Source organism: Prosthecobacter gellanilyticus (genome assembly GCF_007992435.1).
Taxonomy (GTDB): Bacteria; Verrucomicrobiota; Verrucomicrobiia; order Verrucomicrobiales; family Verrucomicrobiaceae; genus Prosthecobacter; species Prosthecobacter gellanilyticus.
The window spans coordinates 101,477-121,342 of sequence record NZ_BKAG01000004.1 but is presented as its reverse complement, the minus strand read 5'-3'; the positions used below and the strand labels follow the sequence as shown (position 1 = coordinate 121,342).

Here is a 19,866-nt window from a genome sequence, read left to right as displayed (position 1 = left end):
AAAACGCCGGTGCCCGGCCATCTCACTCACGGGTTGTGCTGGTCACATGCCTTCACCAGCATACCTGCCTCGGTGGATGCCCAGCGCACCCGCCAGCCCGAGATCTCTGTGGCATACTCCCGGTTGCCATCTTCGTGATAGGCGGGCTGCGGTTGCAAGGCCAGGGATTGATCAATGATGACCCGCACCTCATCAGGCACGCGGCTCTCGCACTCCCAGATGACGGGCACCCTGGCAGGCACGGCATCCGCAAAGCCGCTGCGCGCGTCCGGAATCGAGTCTGCATAGCGCACGTAGGGTTTGATGTCGAACACGGGCGTTCCATCCACCAGGTCCACACCTGAGACGAACAAACGCGGTGCCATGTCACCCTCAAGCTCCACGCGGTCCAGTTTTACCACGCTTAAGGTTAGCCTGTTGGGCCGGAAGGGAGAGCGCGTGGCGAAGACACCACGCCGTTCATTGCCGCCAAGTCGCGGAGGCCGAACGGTGAGAGACGTCGGCTCTTCCTTCACCAGATGAAACTGCGTGATCAACCACAGGTGGCTGAAGGCCTCGATGCCGCGCACGGCTTCCACACGACGATACGCCGGCTCGAACTCGATGATGCCCCACGCATCCGGCGCGAGTCCGGACTGCCGCGGCACCCCGAACTTGTCCGTGTAGCAGGTCCGCAGCGTGGCGATGACATTCAGCGAGATCATGCGCCAACTAGTGCGTGGCCTTCGCCACAGCAAGAAGGAAACTCGAGGCCTAGCGCAGGCGCTTCAGCACCTCATGCGCGTGGTCCCAGAAGAGCTGCAGGTTCTTTCCATCCAGGTCGCTACGAAAGCGGCAGCAGACCCAGCCATCGCCGATGAACCAGGATTCAAACTTTGGCGAGCGCTCCAGCACTGCCAGCATTTCTGGTGTCAGCACACGCGTGGCGGTTTCCACACTGCCGTAGAGCGCCCAGATCTTGTGAAGGGCTTCCATGCCCGGCACGGTGGCCTCATGCTTCCGCCAAGCGCGGCGTTGCAGCCGGCCTGTCTTGCGGAGATGGCAGCCAGGCAGTAGACCGAGCCCCTCTGGCAAATCTGGATGCGTGGCAGGCCAGGCGAGACCCGTGAACTGATGGACCTGGTGGGTTTTGCCGCCGCCGGTGGTGTATAGGTATTCCCATGCGGCCATGCGGCTGCCTTCCTCACCGCGAAGAGCCAGCCACTGCACAGCCTCGGAGCCACGATCCATCTCCATGTAGCTCATCACCTTTTCCATGGATTGCCAAAAGGAAGTTTTCGTCTCTGGCTTCGGCTCCATGGAGGCCATAAATCCGAGAGATTCGAGCGTGGCCGACACGCCCAGGAGCCGTTGACGATTCAACCGCGCGAAACGCCACCGGCCAAAAATGATCGAGAGGCAAAGCGGCACAGCAGCCGGCACGAGCACCCAGGCCTGCAACTTCTTTTCCCACCCAAGACTGTACATAAGCCACATCACGGGCAACTGTCCCGCCAGGCCAAAAAGGACAACCGTCAGCCACATCAAGGTGTGCTGGTTCGCCTGACGATATGCAGCTTTCATGAGTGGTAATCAAAGGCAGCCATCCAAGGTCGCAACATGGAAAAGACAGCGCCCGACAGCTACTGTGCTCATTTCCCAAACAACTGAGGTCTATCATCCTCGAACTCGCTCATGAGCATGACACAGGCCGCTTGATAAACACCATCTTGTCCCGTCAGGAAGTCCCCGCAGATCACAGGGCCGTCAGTCAGCAGCAGCCCAAAGGAAAAGACATTCTGGCTTGAGATCACAGCCTGGACCATCTGCCCAGAGACGGTCTGACTGAGCTCGGTGTCGATCACAAGGCCATTGTCATCGACACCATCGGCATAATACTCCAGCTCACTCTCAAGATCGGCAGAGTTCAACAGAACCGCAGTGCCGTCACCAAAGTGAACCAGACAGTCCCGCGTTCCTACATCACCTTTCCACGTCAGCGGCGTTGAAGAGACATGCTTGATACCCTTGCCGACCAAAATCGGAGCAAGTTTCTGTATGTTCAGCAAAGTCTTCACGACTAACAAAGAATTGGATTTTCATCCACTGACTATTTTACACTCCACAAGCCACCTCGAGCACTTTCGTGGCTTCCTTGGCACCGAATTGCCAGACGGTGGTAGCGCCGCCTTCGTAGTATTCGGAGCTCAGGATGACCTCCATCTTTCCATCGCCATCCAGGTCCAGGATGGCGCTCACCTGATGCAGGTTCGGCGCGTTGAACTCCTTCGACTTCTCGTAGAACTCACCATCGAGGATCTGGGTGTGCACCTTGCCATCGATGACACGGCGCAGGGCGACGAAGGAGTAATTGCCAGCGCTGGCGGAGGTGGGCACGTCACCGAGTCCCTCGCTGGTCTTGTAATGCGTGGCGGAGAGCAGCACCTCCTCATTGCCATCTCCATCCAGATCCGTGCGCAGATGCTGCGTGATCTTCACCGTGGGTTTGCGGATTCCCTGGCTGACGAGAATGTCGCTCACGGCCTTGATGTAGACTTCGAGCGTGTTGGAAGATGCCTTCACGGGCCGTGGCATCGGCTCCCAGCTGGCCGCGATGGCGATGCCATCCTTTTCGATCTCAGGCTCCACCTCGGCGCTCCAGACATCCATGCAAACGTCCTCCATGGCAGCGGCCTTTTTAGCAGTGAGCTTTCCGCTTTCACCGTTCAGGGTGAAGATGCGAAAGGGCGTATTCGGCTTCATGGCCTTGCCGGCCTTCTGCGTGCCCAGCCACTTTCCCTCCGCATGACCGCCAATGACGTAAAGAGTGGGAAGCTCGAGAAAGATCGCAGGCTCCGCAGCGGTCACGCTGAGGGCAGGAGCAAGCAGCACAGCAGAAAGAAGCAAAAGCGTTTTCACGCTTACCCGTAGGTCTTAAGTCCTGGACCGGCAAGCTTCTCCTTCAGTCCGGACTACTGCTTTAGCAGCAGACTTTTTGCCTGGCCACCTCATGACCCACCATGGCCAATGTGGCGATGGCAGCGGTCTCGGCGCGGAGGATGAGAGGGCCCAGCGTGATCGGCTGAAAGGCGGCCTCTTGTGCAGCAGCTTCCTCGTCGGCCGTGAAGTCCCCTTCCGGGCCGATCAGGATGAAGATGGGCTGCGCAGCGCTGAAGGTGATCTCATGCAGGCGGCGCGAGTGCTCGCTCAAAGCAGGAATGAGACGTGTGGTTTCTGCGGGCAGCCTGGAAAGCAGATCCGTGAAGGCCCGAGGCCGCTCCAGGACAGGCACCCAGGGGGTGTGGCACTGCTTCGCAGACTCGATCATGTGGCGCTGCCACTTGTGCAGCTTCTTTTCCAGATGGTCGCCACTGAGATGCACGATGGTGCGGGCAGTGATCACAGGCAGCACACTGGCGGCTCCGAGCTCGGTGGCCTTTTCCAGCAGCCACTCGAAAGGCTCGGCTTTAATCATGGCAGGCAGGAGATGGATCTCCTGCCTGCGTGACTCATGATGCACCAGAGAGTCGACGCGCGCTTTGACCGCACTTTTGGATAGGCTGGTGATGGTGGCGGTGGCCACACGACCCTGCCCATCAAAGACCTCGATCACATCCCCCACGTCTTTCCGCAACACGCGGGCGCAGTGCGCAGCCTCATCTCCCGTCAGCGTGAGCTGATCCGGCTGCCATTGGCTGGCGGGGAGATGAAAGCGGCTCAAGGACATGGGAGAGAATGACGAAATCCGAATGGCCTAGTGACGAAAGAATGACGAAGCCCGAAAAGGAGCGATGACCAGCCCAAGACCTTCCCGAAGTTAGTCACTGGGCATTCCTTCGTCATTCGGATTTAGTCATTCGTCATGCTACTCACGCTCCGCGGAGCTTGGAGACATCGTAAAGGCTCATCATGGAGGCGAGCACCTCGTCACGACGGCCCTGCTTGAGCGCATCGAAGGTGGTGTGGTTGCCTTCCTTGAAGGTGAAGTGGCCGCTGCGCGTGCGGCGCAGGTCAGTGAGATGCGCACCGCAGCCGAGCTTCTGGCCGATGTCATGCGCATAGGTGCGGACATAGAAGCCCTTGCTGCAGACGATGCGGAAGTCCACCTCAGGCACGGCCACGCGGTTGATCTCGTGCGCATACACACGGACGAAGCGCGGCTCGCGCACGACCTCCTGGCCTTTGCGGGCCAGCTTGTGCAAAGGAACGCCATTGATCTTGATGGCGCTGACCATGGGCGGCATCTGATAGAAATCTCCCTGGAAAGCTTTAAAGGCCGTCTTGACCTCCTCATCGCTGAAGGCAGGCACGGGCTTTTCCTCCAGCACCTCGCCTTCGCGGTCCTGGGTGTTCGTGGTCTGGCCCAGTTTCAGCGTGCCAGTGTATTCCTTGTCCTCGCTCATGAGCAGGTCGGAGAGCTTCGTGCCCGTGCCGATGACCAGGATGAGCATGCCGGTGGCCATGGGGTCCAGCGTGCCGCAGTGGCCGATTTTTTTCATGTTGAGGCAGCGGCGGGCCACGGCCACGACATCGTGAGATGTCATGTCAGGACCTTTATCCACCAGGAGGACGCCGTTAAGCGAGTCGTCGGACTTCATGTTCGAGGGCATTTAAAAAAGTGTCTGCGGCCGCTTCGATGGGGCCTTTCATCCGCGCACCAGCCGCGAGGCGGTGTCCACCGCCGCCGAACTGGGCGCACACGGCGGAGACATCCAGCCGGGAATCTTTGGAGCGTGAGGAGACGCGGATCTTGCCATCCGGCAGCTCCTCAAAAATAACGGCGCTGATCACGCTGTCGATCATGCGCAGGGTGTCGATGATGCCTTCCGTGTCACCGGACTCCATCTTCACCTCGTCCATGAGCGTTTGCTTGAGGTTCCAGCTCACGATGCGGCCGTCAGCGCGGAACTGCATCTCATTGAGCATGGAGCGCATGAGGGCCAGACGGCGCGCCGGGTAAGTCTGGTAAAGCATCTGCGCCAGATAGGCCGTGTCGAGTCCCTCCTTCATCATCTCCGCGGCGATCTCATGCGTGCGCGCCGTGGTGCTGGGGAACTGAAAGGAACCGGTGTCCGTGCTGATAGCGGTGAAGAGATGCTGCAGCACGGAGTCCGTGATGGGAAAGCCGCCTTCTTTGATCAACTCATAGACAATCTGGCCCACCGCAGGCTGGGAGCCATCCACATGGTTCAGATGACCATAGCCGGGATTGGTGGGGTGATGGTCGATGTTCACCAGCAGCGGCGCGACACCCAGGGCTGCCTTCGTGGCTGCACCCACACGCTCATGCGTGGCCGTGTCCACTGCGATAGCGCAGTCGATGTCCAGCGTGTCATAGGGCGGCTGCAAAACCGTGCCTGTTTCTGGCAGGAAGGTGAGATTGGAAGGCACGCCATCCTCCAGCAGCGCATAGACGGTCTTGCCCATGGCACGCAGGCTGAGCGCGAGGCCGAGCACGGAGCCGACCGCGTCACCATCCGGACGCACATGCGCGGCGATGGCGATGCGCTGCGCGGAGCGCAGGGCAGCGGCGATTTCTGAGAGGGTGTGGGCCGGACGGGACATGGGGGGTGAGCAGAAAGCACTTCACGCCTCCCGTGCAAGAGGAAGATGCTCTTCCCGCAGGGAGCCGACATTCGTGTTGCACGCGTATGACGCTATGAGATACCCTCGAAACACATGGATAACCCCCCTCCATCTTCGGCTTCACGTCCGGCAGGCTTTGCCACCATTGCGCTCGCCTCTGCCGCAGGGGTGATCGTCGCCTCGCGCATGGGCCGCCCGGCCCTGGCGCTGGCCGCTGGTCTGGCCCTGGCCTGGTGGAAGAAGCGCCAGCAGGTGCCCGCGCACCGGCCCGCAGCACCTCAGGCCCCCATCTCTCGCGAACCAGCCCCGGTCATGATGCCGGCTCCGGTGACCCAGGAGCTACCTCCGACCTCCCCGGAACTGCCACCAACCCTCCTTACGCCACCCGCAGAGCCTGTGGTGATGGAATCGGCACCCGCACCCGCGCCGATGTTTGCCTTCGAGCCCGCATCCCTGCCCGAGCCGGTGGCTTTTTTTGAGTCCACCCCGCCACTGCCCGCCGAGCCAGTGGTGAATGAATTCGCCTTCGCGCCTCCACCTGAACCGGAAACAGCGCCCACGTTCGCACCTTCACCTTTCACCCCCTCGCCTTTCTCGACGGCCTTTGAGCCGCCTCCGCCTGATCCGGTCGCCGCCACTTACGAGGCGCCTCCCATTCCAACCCTGGAATCGCTGGCTGCCTCATTTGTGCCCACGTCTCCCTTCGCGGAACCAGAAGCACCCGCCGCAGATCTTGATCCCGCACCACCGCTCGCCTTCCCCATCGCCCCGGTGCGGACCGAGGCCCCGCTGGCAGATGCCTGGAACGATCTGCGTGCCGCCCTGAATCCCTCACTCGCTGGAAAAAGTCCGAAGAGCGAGCCGCTGCCCGCCTTCCCCAGCCCGGATGAACCTCTGGCAAACGCGCCCGCAACACCGCTGCCGCGCATCCAGGCCCCGGAGATGCCAGAGATGTACATTTTTCCGCCCTCCTCCCCCCTGCTCGACACGCTGGATGAGGACGAGCCGCTGCCCACCTTCGCTGACGCCTCCGCCGAAGCACCCACCGCTCCGTTCACCTATGCACAGATGCCGGCCATGCCGGACCTGAATGTGTTTCCTGCCTCCTCCCCTCTGATTGATGCCGAGGCCCCGGGCGAAGACACCCCGGCCCCTCAACCACATCATCCACCCGCGCCGGCCTACGACTCTCTGCACTACATCCCCCAGCCCACCCACGAGCCCGTGGGTGAGATTCCGGACGAGGTGCACCTGCCCGGCATGACCGACGAGGAAACCGCCGCCGCCATGGCCGAGTCCGGCTTCCTGGTGACGGATCCTGAAGTCGCCGCGGAACCTGTCACACCGCAGTTCGTGCACGCCTTCGCACCACCAGCGATTGTGCCGCATGCGCCTCCCACCAGCGAGGGACATGTGCCCGCCACTGAGGGCAGCCATCCCCCCGCTGAACCCGTCGACATCCCACGCGAGGCCCAGGTCAAAAAATCCTTCTTTGATTGGCTGCGTAGTTAGTTAGGCCAATCAAACCGCGCTCCTCAAGTACGTTGTTCACGCTTCAGCGTGTGCTTGGGTTTTCTTGATCACTATCTAATCCGGGTTTCTTTTCGCCTCGGAAACATTTCCGTCCTCGAAACTGATGGAAAGCCACCATTTATCTCTCGAAAAAAGCGGCACGGACGAATGCCGACCTAGATCATACTGAAGAAATGAATCCCCGATCTCTCGGTCGGGTGAACCGAGCAGACGCAACACGTCATCCCTGGACGGCTGGTGCGCATTCAAGTGAACAATCAGAGCTTTAGATAACTTGTACCGTTCCTGCGCGGAGCTTTGCTCCCAGCCCGATCTCCACTGATCCATGTCCAGGATTGTCTTCTCTTGTCCATAGTATGCCATTCCAGCCGCCAGCAGAAGTGATGCAGCAGCGACATAGATTGTAGCTCGGCGTTTGGGTGGCATGGCTGCAGTTCACTCAGGCGATTTGCGAGATCTTGGCTGTCTCCTCCCGAACTACCTCCTCTTCTTCAGCCCCCACCCCGCCAGCACAATCCCAATGACGCTATGCGCCACCAGCGCGATCACCGCCGTCAGAGGCGTGGCGAACCACGTGCGAACGAAGTGAGTCATCGGCTCGAAAACAGCGGAGCCTGAGAGCGTGTCCACACTGCCTGACCAGCCATAGTAGGCCGTGATGAAAGGCTGGAGTACAAACCCAGCCGGGCGCGGGAACCCTAGAATGGCCCCTGCCAGCAGCACGTTCGCTGCCCAGAGCTTCCAGGCACTCGCTTGCGCGCGATCCACATGACGGCTCCACGCGGAGATGGCCAGGCACAGGCTGCCGAAGGCCACGCCGCTGAGCACCAGGAGCACCACACGAATGCCATCATTCCCGGGCAGATGACCGCCCATCAGATCTGTCAGCAGCACCAGCGCCAGACCTTGGGCGATCACCAGCGGCGTGAGGAAGCCGAGCTTCGCCACCAGATACGCAAGACCACGCAGTCCGGCAATGCGCTCGCGCTCAAACAGCACGCGTTCAGCCGCGATCTCGCGCGCTGCGAGGCGCAGGCTCACCACCATGAACAGCAGCACCTGCACCCAGAGGATCATGGCGCAGGTGTAGGCGGCCGGCCAGAGCACCTCCGGGAGATGATTCTGGTTCCGCATCTCTGACATGTAGCCGGTGTTCGGCGCCATGAGCAGCATCGCCACCAAAGGCCCAACCAAAAGCATGGCTAGATATTCCAGCCATTCACGTTGTGCGCGCCGCCACAGGGTCCAGCGCCGGCGGACCAGATGCAGGGTCTGCGCCATGAAGGACGGCAGAGGCAGGGCTGATGAATAATCGACTTCGGCTTTGGAAGCAGGCTTGGGTGCCTCAGGCTCAGGCGCGGCCACATTCTCAGTTCCATCATCATCGCCCTCCGCACCCGGCTGGGCCCTGGCTTTTTCCTCCGCTGGCTCACCCAAGTCACCCAGCTTGAACGCTTCATAGTACTGCACGCGGTGGCGCGACCAGGACTCACCCCAGCGGTCCGCCGGCCGCTTGGCCAGGCGTGGATACAGCTCCTCCACCGTGGTGATGCTGAAATAATGCGGCACGGCCCGGGCCGGCCCATGAAAGCACACATGCCCCTCATGCAGCACCACCACCGAATCATAAGAGGCCAGATTTCCCAGCGTCTGGCTGGCATGGATGACGATGCGGCCCGGCAGATCCGAGACCACCCACTTCAGCAGGGCCGTCAGCTCCTGCGCAGACTTCACGTCCAGCCCGTCCGCAAACTCATCACAGAGCACCAGCGGCGCGTCACTCACCAGGGCCAGAGCCAGCTTCAAACGCCGCCGCTGTGCCAGGTTGAGCGTGCTCACACGATGGGCGGCCACCATCTCAAGCCCCACACCGACGAGCAAATGAGACACACGGTCCGTGCGAGCATCATTGGTTTGGCCGCCCACCCGCAGGAAATGCGCGCTCATGAGAGATTCACGCACCGTGAGCACTTCTGAAAGCCCTTCATCCGTCGACGCCACCAGCGCGATCTGGTTCGGATGCACCGGCACCACCGCCGTGTCATGCCCCTGGAAGCGGATCGTTCCCGTGGCAGGCAGCTCCAGGCCTGCGAGCAGGCGGATGAGCGTGCTCTTGCCGCTGCCTGCCGCTCCCACGATGCCCAGCACATGCCCCGGCGGCACCGCAAGACTCACACCTTGCAGCACGGGCTCGGCGGATGACTTCGTCTTCGCAGGAAGATGGGAGAGATTCAGGACATCAAGCATGCAGCCACCAAAGCACAGGATGTGCCGCCCGCTCAACTGACAACTCACTCTCACTGCATCGGCAGCCTGAGATCGAGGGTCTTGCCCTCGCGCAGCACCTTCACCGGCACCTCATCGCCTTTAAAGTGGTCCTGCATGAGATGGCCGTGCAGGCGGCTCTCCGTCATGCGCTCCCTGCGTCCACCCACTTCAATCAGCACATCATCCTTCATGAAACCGGCATTCTTCGCCACGGCATGTGGCCCATGCATGCCGAGTCCTTTCACCCAAAGCGCCATGCCATCCGTGCCGAGGTTGCGCTGCTTCCGCTCCTCGTCGGTGAGGTCGAGCATGTTCAAACCACCCGCGGCCATCGCGCGCAGGGACCACGCGGAGGCACGGCCCGAGGTGTCCGTCTTTTTCCGCCAGCCTGCAGGCAGATCCAGCGTGAGCTTGGTCTCCTCACCGCCGCGCTTCACCAGCACCTCATGCCTGGCGCTTTCACCGGTGCGATGCAGCACCCAGGCCACATCCGCCACGGATACCAGCGGCTGTCCCGCCATCTTGATGATCTCATCTCCGGCCTTGAAGCCAGCTTTGTCCGCGATGCTGTCCGCCGTGACCGCGCTGACCTGCGCGATCTGGTCCCCGGCCAAACTCATGCCGATGGTCTCCGGCGCGGGCATGGGAAAAACCCACTCATCCGGCACGGACTTGCGCTTGTCACGATACGAGGTGCGCATGGCATCACCCACCATGTGGCAGTGGATGCAACTGCCCACCACCTTGCCATTCCAGTCCAGGTCACGCTTGTAGCGCTCCGCCAGCTTCGGCATGTCTGTCGGACTCACAAAGGGAATGGGGGCCGGTTGCTTGAGAGCGAGCTCAGCCTTGTTCGCGGGATAACCTTTGTGGACGCTCAACGCGGCCTCCAGCGCCTTTTTGTATCCTACCAAAGTTTGATCCGCCGAGTTCTTCTGATGCGTCCATGAGCCGTAGCGGCCATATACCGTGCCATCACCATTGAAGAAGAGCGTGGAGAAGGACAGATCGTAGTCGAACTGGAACTTTGTGAGGTCCAGAGAGTTGGCATTCATCACCCGCACACAGACAAACTGGTCTAACAAAGAAGAGAGAGAATCACTCTCCATGAGCACCGCCGTGTCCAGGCCCATGCAGGCCAGGCAGGGCACGCAGCGCATAACCACCAGCACCGGCTTTCCGGTGAGCTGCGCCTGCTTGAAGGCGCTGTCCAGATCGTTATACGCCCAGCGTTTGTCATGCTCCATCCGCGCCTTGTCAGCACGCACAGCGCCTTCACGATCTTTGACGGATTCGGCCTGCGCCAACGAGAAGGCAACAAGGGTGGAAAGGAGGAGTCGTTTCATGGTGGTCAGACTGACAAAACGCCCCTCTTTCAGCAAGCTTCTTCGCCTGTTTGTAAGATTTGTTAAGACTCGGTAAACTGTCGCGACATCGTCTCATTTCGTGAGTTGTTAGGCTGCGTCACGCCCACCTCTACACCACCATGAAACTGCGTCCCGTTCTCACCACTCTGGCGTCCAGTCTCGCCATCATCGCCACGGCTCTGGAAGCCCCTCAAGTGCGCATCACCGAGGCCAATGGCAAGCGCATCATCCAGTCCAACGGCATTCCTGATCATGAGGCGGGCCAGTTTCCTAATGCAGGCAATCCGCACACCATCGAGGCGCAGAAGCATGAGTTTCGCATGCCCCTCACGCCCCGTGCCTCCACGCGGCCTCAGGAGGCCCGCGGCGCCTTCTTTGGCGTGGCGGTGAATGGCGTGCCCTTTGAAGCCGGCACGGCGGAGTTTTGGAATGGCATGCGCGAGTGGAACTACGAGGCCAAGAGCGGCAAGATCAATCTCGGCCTGGATCAAAACGATGCGCACGTGCAGCCGGGCGGTGTCTATCACTATCACGGACTGCCCACAGGCCTCATCGCCAGACTCGGTGGTGGCGGCAGCTTGATGGTTCACATTGGCTGGGCGGCGGACGGATTTCCCATCTATGCCGGCGGCGATGCAAAAACGCAGCGCTCCAGCTATCAATTGAAGAAAGGCACCCGCCCCAGCGGCAATCGCGGTCCCGGTGGCACCTATGACGGCACCTTCACCGCTGACTATGAGTATGTGCCACGCTCAGGAGATCTGGACGAATGCAATGGTCACGTGGGCCCGACACCCGATCACCCGGAAGGCATTTATCACTACGTGGTCACCGCGGAGTTCCCCTACATGGGCCGGCAGTGGCGTGGGGAGCCTGACAGCAGCTTCATGAAACAGGGTGGCCCTCCCGGCGGTGGTCGTGGTGGACCTCCGGGAGGCGGTCCGCCAAGGCGCGGACGTCGTGGTGGCCCCGGGGGCCCGCCACCTCCAGGCTTCGGACCTCCCCCACCTGGATTTGGTCCTCCCGGGTTCGGACCTCCTCCCGGAGCCTAACTAAAAAGCTAGTCATTTGAAGCCAGCTCTGAGTGAGCTGGCTTTTCATTTTTCCACCCTAATCTTTCTACAAAACCTTCAGACCTTCTTCAACACCAGCACGATGTCCGCGTAGCTGTCATCCAGCTTGCGCGGCTCCGAGATGTCATAGGTAAAATCGTAGCACTCCACCAACTTGAGAGAAGGCACCTTCCTCAACAGCGCACGGACCTGCGCAGCATTGTAGGTGCGGAACTGCCACTTCGTCTCCTGGGTATGCGTGCGGCCTGCATGAGTGATCTGCAGACGTGTGCGCAGGTTTTCGAGACGTGTCTTGCGATCCGCGACCCAGGTGTGCGTGTTGCAGACGACGCGAATGCCATCGCGTTCCGCAGCCCAGCGCTCGTGCTCTTCCTCACTCCTTTCATAGTCGGTCAGATGAATGCCGAGCACAAAGAGTCCCCCAGGCTTCAGACAGTCCGCCACACGCTGGATGCACGCGGCGGCATCACGCTCCGTATGCAGATATTTGAAGCTGCTGACGAGGCAGTGCGCGAAGTCAAAGGCCTGGGCTTTCGGCAGTGTGAAGCTCTGCATCCAATCCTCCCACATGCGAGCTTTCAGACCTTCGCGCTTCAGACGCTCGCGGGCAAAATCCAGCATGCGCGCATTGCCATCGAAGCCACTGACCTTCCAACCACGCTTCGCCATCTCCAGCACCAAACGGCCGCTGCCGCAGGCGGGTTCGAGAAGCTGGCGTGACTTGCCGCCGGGGCCGTGAAGATCATAAACCCCTTCGAGAAAGCGGCCTTCACGCGGCGTGTCGGCATCAAAGATGATGTCGTAGTAGAGCGGCGTGTCATACCAGTCGCGTTGTTCGGGCATGGAGGCTGTCAAAGGTGTTTCGCGGCCCTTTGTCAATCCTCGCCATCGCATATCTGCGCACATGACATACTAAAGTCATCCTGGGGGAGATCACGCGGCCGGATCGGCAAGATCAGCCCATCTACGCCGTAGGTTTGCAGTGCAACGATGCCTGCCCATTGCCTTTCTGACCTCCTGCGTTTTCGCCGGGGCGCTTTCGGCTGCGGACAGGCCGGTGAGTTTTGCGCATGATGTGATGCCGCTGCTGACGAAGGCAGGCTGTGCTTCCGGCAACTGCCACGCAAAGCCCGAGGGTCAAAACAACTTCAAGCTCTCCGTGTTCGGCTATGACCCGAAACTGGACTACTACGAGATCATCCGCGATGACCGCGGACGGCGCGTGCTTTTCTCCGCGCCGGAGGAAAGCCTGCTGCTGAAGAAGGCCACCGGTGCCGTGCCGCATGAAGGTGGCGCGCGCATGAACCCGAAGGATGCGGCCTACCAAACAGTGCTTCAATGGATTCAACAGGGCGCTCCCTATGCGCTGGAAAACGAGGCGAAGCTGGATAGCGTGACCGTGGAACCGCGTGAGCAGAGCTACAAGAAGAGCGCCGAGCAGGCCCTGAAGGTCACCGCCAAGTATTCCGATGGCAGCACACGGGATGTCACGGACATGACCGAATATCTTTCCCAGGACAAGGAGATGGCCGCCGTGGACGAGCACGGCCATGTCAAAGTCGGCACGCTCAGCGGCGAAGGCGTGATCGTGGTGCGCTACATGGGTCTGGTGGATGTGGCGCGCATCACCGTGCCTGCGGAGAAAAGCTACCCCGCCGAACGCTATGCCAGGCTGCCGGTGAACAATGAGATCGACCGCCTCGTCCATGAAAAGCATCAAAAGTTAGGCCTGCTGCCTTCCGCCACCTGCGCGGACGAGGAGTTCCTGCGTCGGGCCTCGCTGGACTTGATCGGCAAACTGCCCTCCGCCGAGATGGCAAAGCGTTTCATCGCCGACACCCGCAGTGACAAGCGCGAGCGCATCGTCGACGAGTTGCTGAACGATTCCAATTACGCCGATCACTGGGCCGTGAAGTGGGGAGATCTCATCCGCCCGAATCCATCCCGCGTCGGTGTGAAGCCCGTGTATCTTTTGGACACCTGGCTGCGCGACAGCTTCCGCCAGAACAAGCCCTATCACCAGATGATCAAGGAGCTGCTCACCGCCGAGGGCAGCAGCCATGAATACGGACCCGTGGCCGTTTTCCGTGACAAGCGCGACCCCGTGGACACCAGCGGCTTCGTGAGCCAGATCTTCCTTGGTGTGCGCCTGGACTGCGCGAAGTGCCACCATCACCCGAGCGAAAAATGGACGCAGGAGGACTATTACCAGCTCGCCGCCTTCTTTGGCCAGATGAAGCGCAAGGGCCAGGGCATCTCCGCCCCCATCTCCGGCGAGCCTGAATACTGGTGGTATGGCGGCAAGGGCGAGGTCACCCATCCCATCACGGATGTGGTCATGACACCGAAGCCACCGGATGGCCCTGAGATGCCCTATGTGGAAGGTCAGGATCCGCGTGTGGCACTCACCGACTGGATGGCGGCCAGCAGCAATCCCTTCTTTGCCAAGGCCATCGTCAACCGCATCTGGTCAGACTTCCTTGGCCGCGGCATCGTGGACCCCGTGGATGACTTCCGCGTCTCGAACCCGCCCACGAACGAAGCCCTGCTGGAGTGGCTGGCCTCGGATTTCACCGCGCATGGTTACGACTTGAAGCATCTCATGCGCACCATCGTGAGCTCGCGCACCTACCAGCTCAGCACGCAGCCTAACGAAACCAATGTCACGGACACGAAGAACTACTCCCGGGGTCTCAAACGGCGTCTCGCCGCCGAGGTGCTGCTGGATGCCGTGAGTGATGTCACCGGCCTGCGGGACAGCTTCAGCGGCCTGCCGCCGAACTCACGCGCCGTGCAGACGTGGAACCACAAGCTGGACAGTGATTTCCTCGATGCCTTCGGCCGTCCCAATGCCAGCCAGGAGTGCCCCTGCGAGCGCGAGCGCAAACCCAGCGTGGTGCAGGCCCTGCACCTCATGAACAGCAACAGCCTGCAAACCAAGCTGGCCAGCAAGGAAGGCCAGATCTCCAAACTGGTGAAGAGCGACCTGCCCGAACCAAAGTTGGTGAACGAAGTCTACCTCGCCACCTACAACCGTCTCCCCAGCGCCCCCGAGCTGCAGACCGCGCTCAAGTTCTTCAGCACCCCCGGCGCCACCCGCCAGACCGCCACCGAAGACCTCGCCTGGGCCCTGATCAACTCCGCCGAGTTTGTGTTTAACCACTAGGCAGAGCTTTGGGGGCCTAACTTCTTTTAGGCTTGCTCCCGAAAGAGAATCCGGGCAGTCTCCGCAATACATTGTATATGCATCTTCCGGCTTATTCTCGCCTCCCCGCCGTTCTTTCAGCAGTCCGCCGCAACTGCGCTTCTCATTTCCGGAAGGCTTTGGCGTGGGCATGCCTCGCGATGACTTTCCAGACCGGAGCCTCTTACTCTCAAGCGCCAGACGCGCCCGAGATCAGGGTCTCGTACAACGGCCTGGAAATCGTCAACGGAGACTCGACTCCCAATCCCTACGATAACACGGAGATTTTCATGACCGTCAACGATCTGTCCTGGCGCGTCTTCACCGTACATAACACCGGCACAGCTCCACTGACGGTGGGAAATGTCACCCTCGCGGGCCCTGATGCAGGACTCTTCAGCATCAGCCAGCAGCCGGTTTCTCCAGTGCCTCCGAACGGCAGCACGAGCTTTGAGATCCGCATCACTCCCCCGGGCAACGGGCCTTACAATGCCAGTGTTAACTTCAGTAATGATGACTCGGACGAGAATCCCTATTCATTCAGCATTCGCGGCGTCGTGCCACCTCCTGCCCCCCAGAACCTTTATCTCTCCGGCCAGCACGGGTTCACCGAGGGCAATTTTCCTGGAACGGTTGTGAGCGAAGCTTACACACTGTATTCCCGAGAGCTCTACACCTACACCCTCGTGCCGGGGTATCAGGACACTGACAACGCCGCTTTTGTTATCTCAGGCAACCGATTGTGCCTGAAGGGCGTGGCTGACTATGAGCAGAAGAACAGATACTTTGTGCGTATCCGCGCCAGCCCGACTGGGCAGCCTGAGAATTTCCTCGAGAGAAGCTTCGAGATTCCAATCGAGGATGTGGTTGATGAAACAGCTTTCCAGGTGGCTCAGCAGGCTTATTTCAAAGCTCACAACACCGGAGCAGGAGACAAATTGGGGTACTCCGTCGCTGTCTCGGGAAACACGGTCGTTGTCGGTGCCCCTGCTGAGGACAGCAGTTCCACCGGCGTGAACAGCACGTCCGATGAGGCTGCCACAGATTCAGGCGCGGCCTACGTCTTTGTCTATGATCAGGGGGCATGGACCCAGCAGGCCTATCTCAAAGCGGGCAATGCTGGTGCTAACGACCAGTTTGGCTACGCGGTGGCGATCTCAGGAGACACACTTGTTGTTGGAGCACCTTTTGAGGACAGCGCTTCCGGCACACCAGATGAGAGCGCGGAGAATGCGGGAGCAGCCTATGTCTTCACCCGCAGCGCCGGTGCCTGGAGCCAGGCAGCTTACCTCAAAGCCAGTCATCCTGGCGCCGATGACCGGTTTGGCAGCGCAGTGGGTGCGGCAGGAAAAACGGTGGTGGTGGGCGCCTGGGGCGAGGACGGCAGCGCCACGGGAGTCAATGGCACTCCCGACAACAACGCGACCGACGCCGGAGCGGCTTACATCTTCAGCCGTGCCGAAGCCAATGGTGCATGGATACAGCAGGCCTATCTCAAAGCTGGCAACACAGGTGCTGGAGATCAGTTTGGCTGGTCGGTCGCGGTGTCCGAGGACACTGTGGTCATCGGCGCGCCCAAGGAGGACAGCAGCCTCACAGGTGTGAATGCTGCCTTCAACGAGAATGCTGCCAACGCCGGCGCTGCCTACGTCTTCACACGCTCTGGCGGAACATGGGGACAACAGGCCTATCTCAAGGCTGGCAATGCCGGGGCCTCCGATGCATTTGGTTGGGCAGTGGCGGCTTCAGGAGACTCGCTGATTGTCGGCGCTCCTAACGAGAACACGGGCAATGGCGTGATCAACGGCGCGACGAATGAGCTCGCGCCCAGCAATGGCGCGGCCTATGTCTTTGTGCGGAACTCCGCACAATGGACTCAGGAGGCATTTTTGAAGACGGGTTACACTGGAGTGAACGTGCAGGGCGGCTACTCCGTCGGCCTGTCTGGAGACACCGCAGTCATGGGCATCCCAAGAGACTCTTTCGAGGCCAAAGGGGTTGTGGTCAGTGGGTCTTACGTCACGCCCGGACAAACAGCCAGCGGCGCGGCCCGCGTCTTTAAACGGACGAATGGCACCTGGGGCTGGCAGAACTATGTGAAAGCCAACAACTGTCATAAGGATGACAGGTTTGGCGCTGCAGTCGCTGTGTCAGGGGACACGGTTATCATGACGGCTCCGGAAGAAGACAACAGTGGTACGGGCATGAACACCTTTCCCAATCTGGAAGCCGCGCTCTCAGGCGCTGGCTACATCTATCGAGTGCCTCACACGACCGAGATCGCTGTCTCTGGAAACGGCACTTACATCACGAATGGTGATATAAGTCCGGCGCTCGCCGATCACACGGACTATGGAGCCGTCCCAGTAGCTGGGGCGCAGAGCCTCCACACCTTCACCGTGCGAAACACCGGCACCGCACCGCTGACACTCGGAGAGCCTATCCTCAGCGGGCCTCAGGCCGATGATTTCAGTGTTTCCGTCCCCCTTCCTTCGAGCGTCCCCGCCGCAGATAGTGTGACCTTCCAGGTGATGTTTGATCCGGGTGCCACCGGCCTCCGCAGTGCCACTCTAAGCCTGGCAAACGGTGACGCGAATGAGAGCCCGTTTGTCTTCAACATCCAGGGCAGCGGGACTGACCATCAAATCGCTGTCTCAGGAAACAGTGTCAACATCGCCCGCAGTGACACCACTCCCTCATTGAATGACCACACGGATCACGGTGTGGTGGCCGTGGGGATGGAAAGCCGTGTCCGGACCTTCACCGTGCAGTGTCTCGGCACCACACCGCTGACCTTGGGTTCCATCGTGCTTTCAGACAATAGTGCCGGAGCTTTCAGCATCACGGCGCAGCCTTCCGCCTCTGTCGCCGCCGGAAGTAGCACCACCTTCCAGATCACCTTCAACCCGCAGTCCGCGGGGGCGCATGAGGCGACCGTGAGCATCGGCAATGATGCGGGAGATCACGCTCCGTTCACTTTTTCCATCCGGGGGCATGGCATCGTGACTGCCCAGATGGCTCAAACGATCACGTTCAACCTGCCGGCCGCCATCTATGCCAACCAAGGACCTGTGGTGCTTTCGGCTCAGGCCAGCTCAGGTTTGCCAGTCATCTTCAGCATCGCCTCCGGACCAGCCACCATCGATGGTGATATGCTGACTCTGAATGACGTGGGCACCGTGAAGATCAACGCCACCCAGCCGGGTGATGACAACTACAAGGCTGCGCCCGTCGTGAGCAAAACCCTTCGTGTAGAGCTGGCACCTTCCACCGCCCGGCTGGTGGATCTGCTGCATGTCTATGATGGCGAGCCTCATGCGGCACGAGTGCTGGGTGGCACGGGTGAGATCGTGCTCCACTACACGGTGAACAAAGTCGCCACGACCACAGCGCCCGTGAACGCCGGAACGTATGCCGTGAAAGCCATCGTCGGAGGCAAGACGCTCACGGGAAGCCTGGTGATCGCCAAAGTGCCGCTGCAGGTGATCCCTGACAGTCATCGCCGCTTCATCGGCCAGGATAATCCACCACTCACCGTGAGATATGCGGGCTTTGTCGGTGAGGACACCGAGAACTCCGCCTTTGCACTGCCCGGCGCGAAGCGCCCTGTGCTCAGCACGAGTGCGAAAACCGCCAGCCCCGGCGGCGTGTATCCTATCAAGGCCACTGGTGCCGCTCTGACCAACTACCTTCCTGTCTATGTGAATGGCAGCCTCTTCGTGGAAACCTTTGCAGGCCCGTATGAAGCCCTGCTGGAGAGCACCAACCATCTGCCTGGGGCCAAGGTGGAATTCGCTGTCGCAGCCAGCAGCGCCACGCTGAGCGGCAAGCTGACTGTGCCCGGAGAGCCCGCTCCCTTGAGCTTCACCGGCACGCTGACGGTGGATGCCGAAAACGAAAAGGCCACGGGTTCCATCAAGCCTGTCGTCAAGGGCAGCAACACCTATGCGGTGACCTTTGAACTGCCATTGAAAGCTGATTTCGAATCAGAACTGCGCATCAACTCCACACTCACCGCGCAGACGGCGGAAGGCCGGAGGCTATGGGTGCCGGCAACGTCTCAGCAAACTTTGTTCGCGGGCGAGCATACCATGATCCTGGCCCCAGCATTGCCTGCAGGGCCGGATGTGCCCGCAGGCTCTGGTCACGCGACGGCCAAGATTGACAGCAAGGCGGTGCTGAAGATTGCCGGGAAGCTGGCAGACGGCACCACGCTCACGGCCTCGCTTCTGCCGGACGAGCATGTGGGTTACCGGCTCTTCGCCCAGCCCTATGCGCGTGCTGGCAGCTACCTCGCAGGCTGGCTGGACTTCGAGGAGCATCCCCAGCTAACCAACCGTGTTTATGTTCCTGCGTCCGCAGGTTGTGATCTGTGCTGGGCCAAGGATGGCCGTGCCGCGGATAAATCCTATCGCGATGACTTCGGCCCGGTGCTCACGCGGGTGACGGTGGATCCGTGGATCGTGCCGGGCAAGACAGCGACGCTCGCCTCCCTGCTCGGACTGCCCGGTGACGGAACCTTCGGCGTGGCTCACAGCGGCTTTGCCAGCGCATCCCTGCTCAATCTTCCCCTGGAGGCAAAGCTCAATGCCGCGAACAAGGTCACCATCACTTCACCCGTCACGGTGCCCGCCAACCTAACCAAATGGACGGCCACTATCACCGCCGCCACGGGTGTTTTCAGCGGCAGCTTTGAACTCGTGGATGCCGGCAAAAAGCGCACGGTCCCCATTTCCGGCGTGCTGCGCCAGGCGCACGGCACCGGCGGCGCTATCGGAGCCGGACACACTTTGGTGCCCGCACTCCCGACCGCATCTTCCAACGAAACCATTTCCGGAGCCATCCAGTTTACCCCTTGAGGATTCAGGAGGGACAA

At 60.7% G+C, this 19,866-nt stretch carries 15 protein-coding genes; 4 read left to right on the top strand and 11 right to left on the bottom strand.

Going from position 1 to position 19,866, the window contains the following annotated elements; all coding sequences use genetic code 11:
• Positions 1 to 26 precede the first annotated feature (26 nt).
• The 7 genes from tsaA to BGE01nite_RS04535 form a co-directional block, all read right to left on the bottom strand.
• A complete protein-coding gene (tsaA, locus tag BGE01nite_RS04565; protein WP_146849086.1) occupies positions 27 to 704 on the bottom strand; it encodes a tRNA (N6-threonylcarbamoyladenosine(37)-N6)-methyltransferase TrmO in 678 nt (225 codons plus the stop codon).
• A gap of 49 nt (positions 705 to 753) precedes the next feature.
• Complete coding sequence (locus BGE01nite_RS04560) at positions 754 to 1,563, bottom strand: hypothetical protein (protein ID WP_146849085.1); 810 nt, start codon at positions 1,561 to 1,563, stop codon at positions 754 to 756.
• A 68-nt stretch (positions 1,564 to 1,631) separates the two neighbouring features.
• Positions 1,632 to 2,057 carry a hypothetical protein gene (locus tag BGE01nite_RS04555; RefSeq protein ID WP_146849084.1) on the bottom strand — a complete coding sequence of 142 codons (426 nt, stop codon included), beginning with the start codon at positions 2,055 to 2,057 and terminating at the stop codon, positions 1,632 to 1,634.
• Between the two features lie 37 nt (positions 2,058 to 2,094).
• On the bottom strand, positions 2,095 to 2,898 hold the full coding sequence (locus BGE01nite_RS04550) for a hypothetical protein (protein WP_146849083.1): 804 nt from the start codon (positions 2,896 to 2,898) through the stop codon (positions 2,095 to 2,097).
• Positions 2,899 to 2,959: 61 nt separating this feature from the next.
• Entirely contained in the window at positions 2,960 to 3,706 is a 747-nt protein-coding gene (locus tag BGE01nite_RS04545; protein ID WP_146849082.1) for a 16S rRNA (uracil(1498)-N(3))-methyltransferase, read from the bottom strand.
• A gap of 142 nt (positions 3,707 to 3,848) precedes the next feature.
• Entirely contained in the window at positions 3,849 to 4,577 is a 729-nt protein-coding gene (gene truB / locus BGE01nite_RS04540; RefSeq protein WP_146849081.1) for a tRNA pseudouridine(55) synthase TruB, read from the bottom strand.
• Positions 4,555 to 5,544 carry a DHH family phosphoesterase gene (locus BGE01nite_RS04535; RefSeq protein WP_146849080.1) on the bottom strand — a complete coding sequence of 330 codons (990 nt, stop codon included), beginning with the start codon at positions 5,542 to 5,544 and terminating at the stop codon, positions 4,555 to 4,557. The genes truB and BGE01nite_RS04535 overlap by 23 nt, the downstream gene beginning before the upstream one ends.
• A 114-nt stretch (positions 5,545 to 5,658) precedes the next feature.
• On the opposite strand from BGE01nite_RS04535, the gene BGE01nite_RS04530 reads away from it, so the two are divergent.
• Entirely contained in the window at positions 5,659 to 7,077 is a 1,419-nt protein-coding gene (locus tag BGE01nite_RS04530; RefSeq protein ID WP_146849079.1) for a hypothetical protein, read from the top strand.
• A gap of 75 nt (positions 7,078 to 7,152) precedes the next feature.
• Here BGE01nite_RS04530 and BGE01nite_RS04525 read toward each other — a convergent pair whose 3' ends face one another.
• The 3 genes from BGE01nite_RS04525 to BGE01nite_RS04515 are packed head-to-tail and all read right to left on the bottom strand — an operon-like array spanning position 7,153 to position 10,712.
• Complete coding sequence (locus BGE01nite_RS04525; RefSeq protein WP_146849078.1) at positions 7,153 to 7,524, bottom strand: hypothetical protein; 372 nt, start codon at positions 7,522 to 7,524, stop codon at positions 7,153 to 7,155.
• A gap of 51 nt (positions 7,525 to 7,575) precedes the next feature.
• The gene (locus BGE01nite_RS04520; protein WP_146849077.1) at positions 7,576 to 9,345 is read right to left on the bottom strand and encodes an ATP-binding cassette domain-containing protein; all 1,770 of its coding nucleotides are present in this window, start codon (positions 9,343 to 9,345) and stop codon (positions 7,576 to 7,578) included.
• Between the two features lie 50 nt (positions 9,346 to 9,395).
• Positions 9,396 to 10,712, bottom strand: a complete 1,317-nt coding sequence (locus BGE01nite_RS04515; RefSeq protein ID WP_146849076.1) for a Trx7/PDZ domain-containing (seleno)protein — start codon at positions 10,710 to 10,712, stop codon at positions 9,396 to 9,398.
• A 140-nt stretch (positions 10,713 to 10,852) separates the two neighbouring features.
• Between BGE01nite_RS04515 and BGE01nite_RS04510 the strand changes: the two genes are divergently transcribed.
• A complete protein-coding gene (locus tag BGE01nite_RS04510) occupies positions 10,853 to 11,785 on the top strand; it encodes a YHYH protein (RefSeq protein WP_146849075.1) in 933 nt (310 codons plus the stop codon).
• A gap of 78 nt (positions 11,786 to 11,863) precedes the next feature.
• Here the strand turns inward: BGE01nite_RS04510 and BGE01nite_RS04505 are convergent, their stop codons facing one another.
• Positions 11,864 to 12,649, bottom strand: coding sequence for a class I SAM-dependent methyltransferase (locus tag BGE01nite_RS04505; RefSeq protein WP_170266586.1), 786 nt, complete (start codon positions 12,647 to 12,649; stop codon positions 11,864 to 11,866).
• Between the two features lie 139 nt (positions 12,650 to 12,788).
• On the opposite strand from BGE01nite_RS04505, the gene BGE01nite_RS04500 reads away from it, so the two are divergent.
• Together BGE01nite_RS04500 and BGE01nite_RS04495 are read left to right on the top strand one after the other, a co-directional pair.
• Positions 12,789 to 14,972 carry a DUF1549 and DUF1553 domain-containing protein gene (locus BGE01nite_RS04500; RefSeq protein WP_146849073.1) on the top strand — a complete coding sequence of 728 codons (2,184 nt, stop codon included), beginning with the start codon at positions 12,789 to 12,791 and terminating at the stop codon, positions 14,970 to 14,972.
• A gap of 77 nt (positions 14,973 to 15,049) precedes the next feature.
• Positions 15,050 to 19,849 carry a choice-of-anchor D domain-containing protein gene (locus BGE01nite_RS04495; protein WP_146849072.1) on the top strand — a complete coding sequence of 1,600 codons (4,800 nt, stop codon included), beginning with the start codon at positions 15,050 to 15,052 and terminating at the stop codon, positions 19,847 to 19,849.
• The last annotated feature ends 17 nt before the right edge of the window (positions 19,850 to 19,866 follow it).

Coding starts and splice junctions, on each gene's coding strand:
- tsaA (WP_146849086.1), bottom strand. CDS start 704: ATGATCTCGCTGAATGTCATCGCCACGCTGCGGACCTGCTACACGGAC.
- BGE01nite_RS04560 (WP_146849085.1), bottom strand. CDS start 1,563: ATGAAAGCTGCATATCGTCAGGCGAACCAGCACACCTTGATGTGGCTG.
- BGE01nite_RS04545 (WP_146849082.1), bottom strand. CDS start 3,706: ATGTCCTTGAGCCGCTTTCATCTCCCCGCCAGCCAATGGCAGCCGGAT.
- truB (WP_146849081.1), bottom strand. CDS start 4,577: ATGAAGTCCGACGACTCGCTTAACGGCGTCCTCCTGGTGGATAAAGGT.
- BGE01nite_RS04535 (WP_146849080.1), bottom strand. CDS start 5,544: ATGTCCCGTCCGGCCCACACCCTCTCAGAAATCGCCGCTGCCCTGCGC.
- BGE01nite_RS04530 (WP_146849079.1), top strand. CDS start 5,659: ATGGATAACCCCCCTCCATCTTCGGCTTCACGTCCGGCAGGCTTTGCC.
- BGE01nite_RS04525 (WP_146849078.1), bottom strand. CDS start 7,524: ATGCCACCCAAACGCCGAGCTACAATCTATGTCGCTGCTGCATCACTT.
- BGE01nite_RS04520 (WP_146849077.1), bottom strand. CDS start 9,345: ATGCTTGATGTCCTGAATCTCTCCCATCTTCCTGCGAAGACGAAGTCA.
- BGE01nite_RS04515 (WP_146849076.1), bottom strand. CDS start 10,712: ATGAAACGACTCCTCCTTTCCACCCTTGTTGCCTTCTCGTTGGCGCAG.
- BGE01nite_RS04510 (WP_146849075.1), top strand. CDS start 10,853: ATGAAACTGCGTCCCGTTCTCACCACTCTGGCGTCCAGTCTCGCCATC.
- BGE01nite_RS04505 (WP_170266586.1), bottom strand. CDS start 12,649: ATGCCCGAACAACGCGACTGGTATGACACGCCGCTCTACTACGACATC.
- BGE01nite_RS04495 (WP_146849072.1), top strand. CDS start 15,050: ATGCATCTTCCGGCTTATTCTCGCCTCCCCGCCGTTCTTTCAGCAGTC.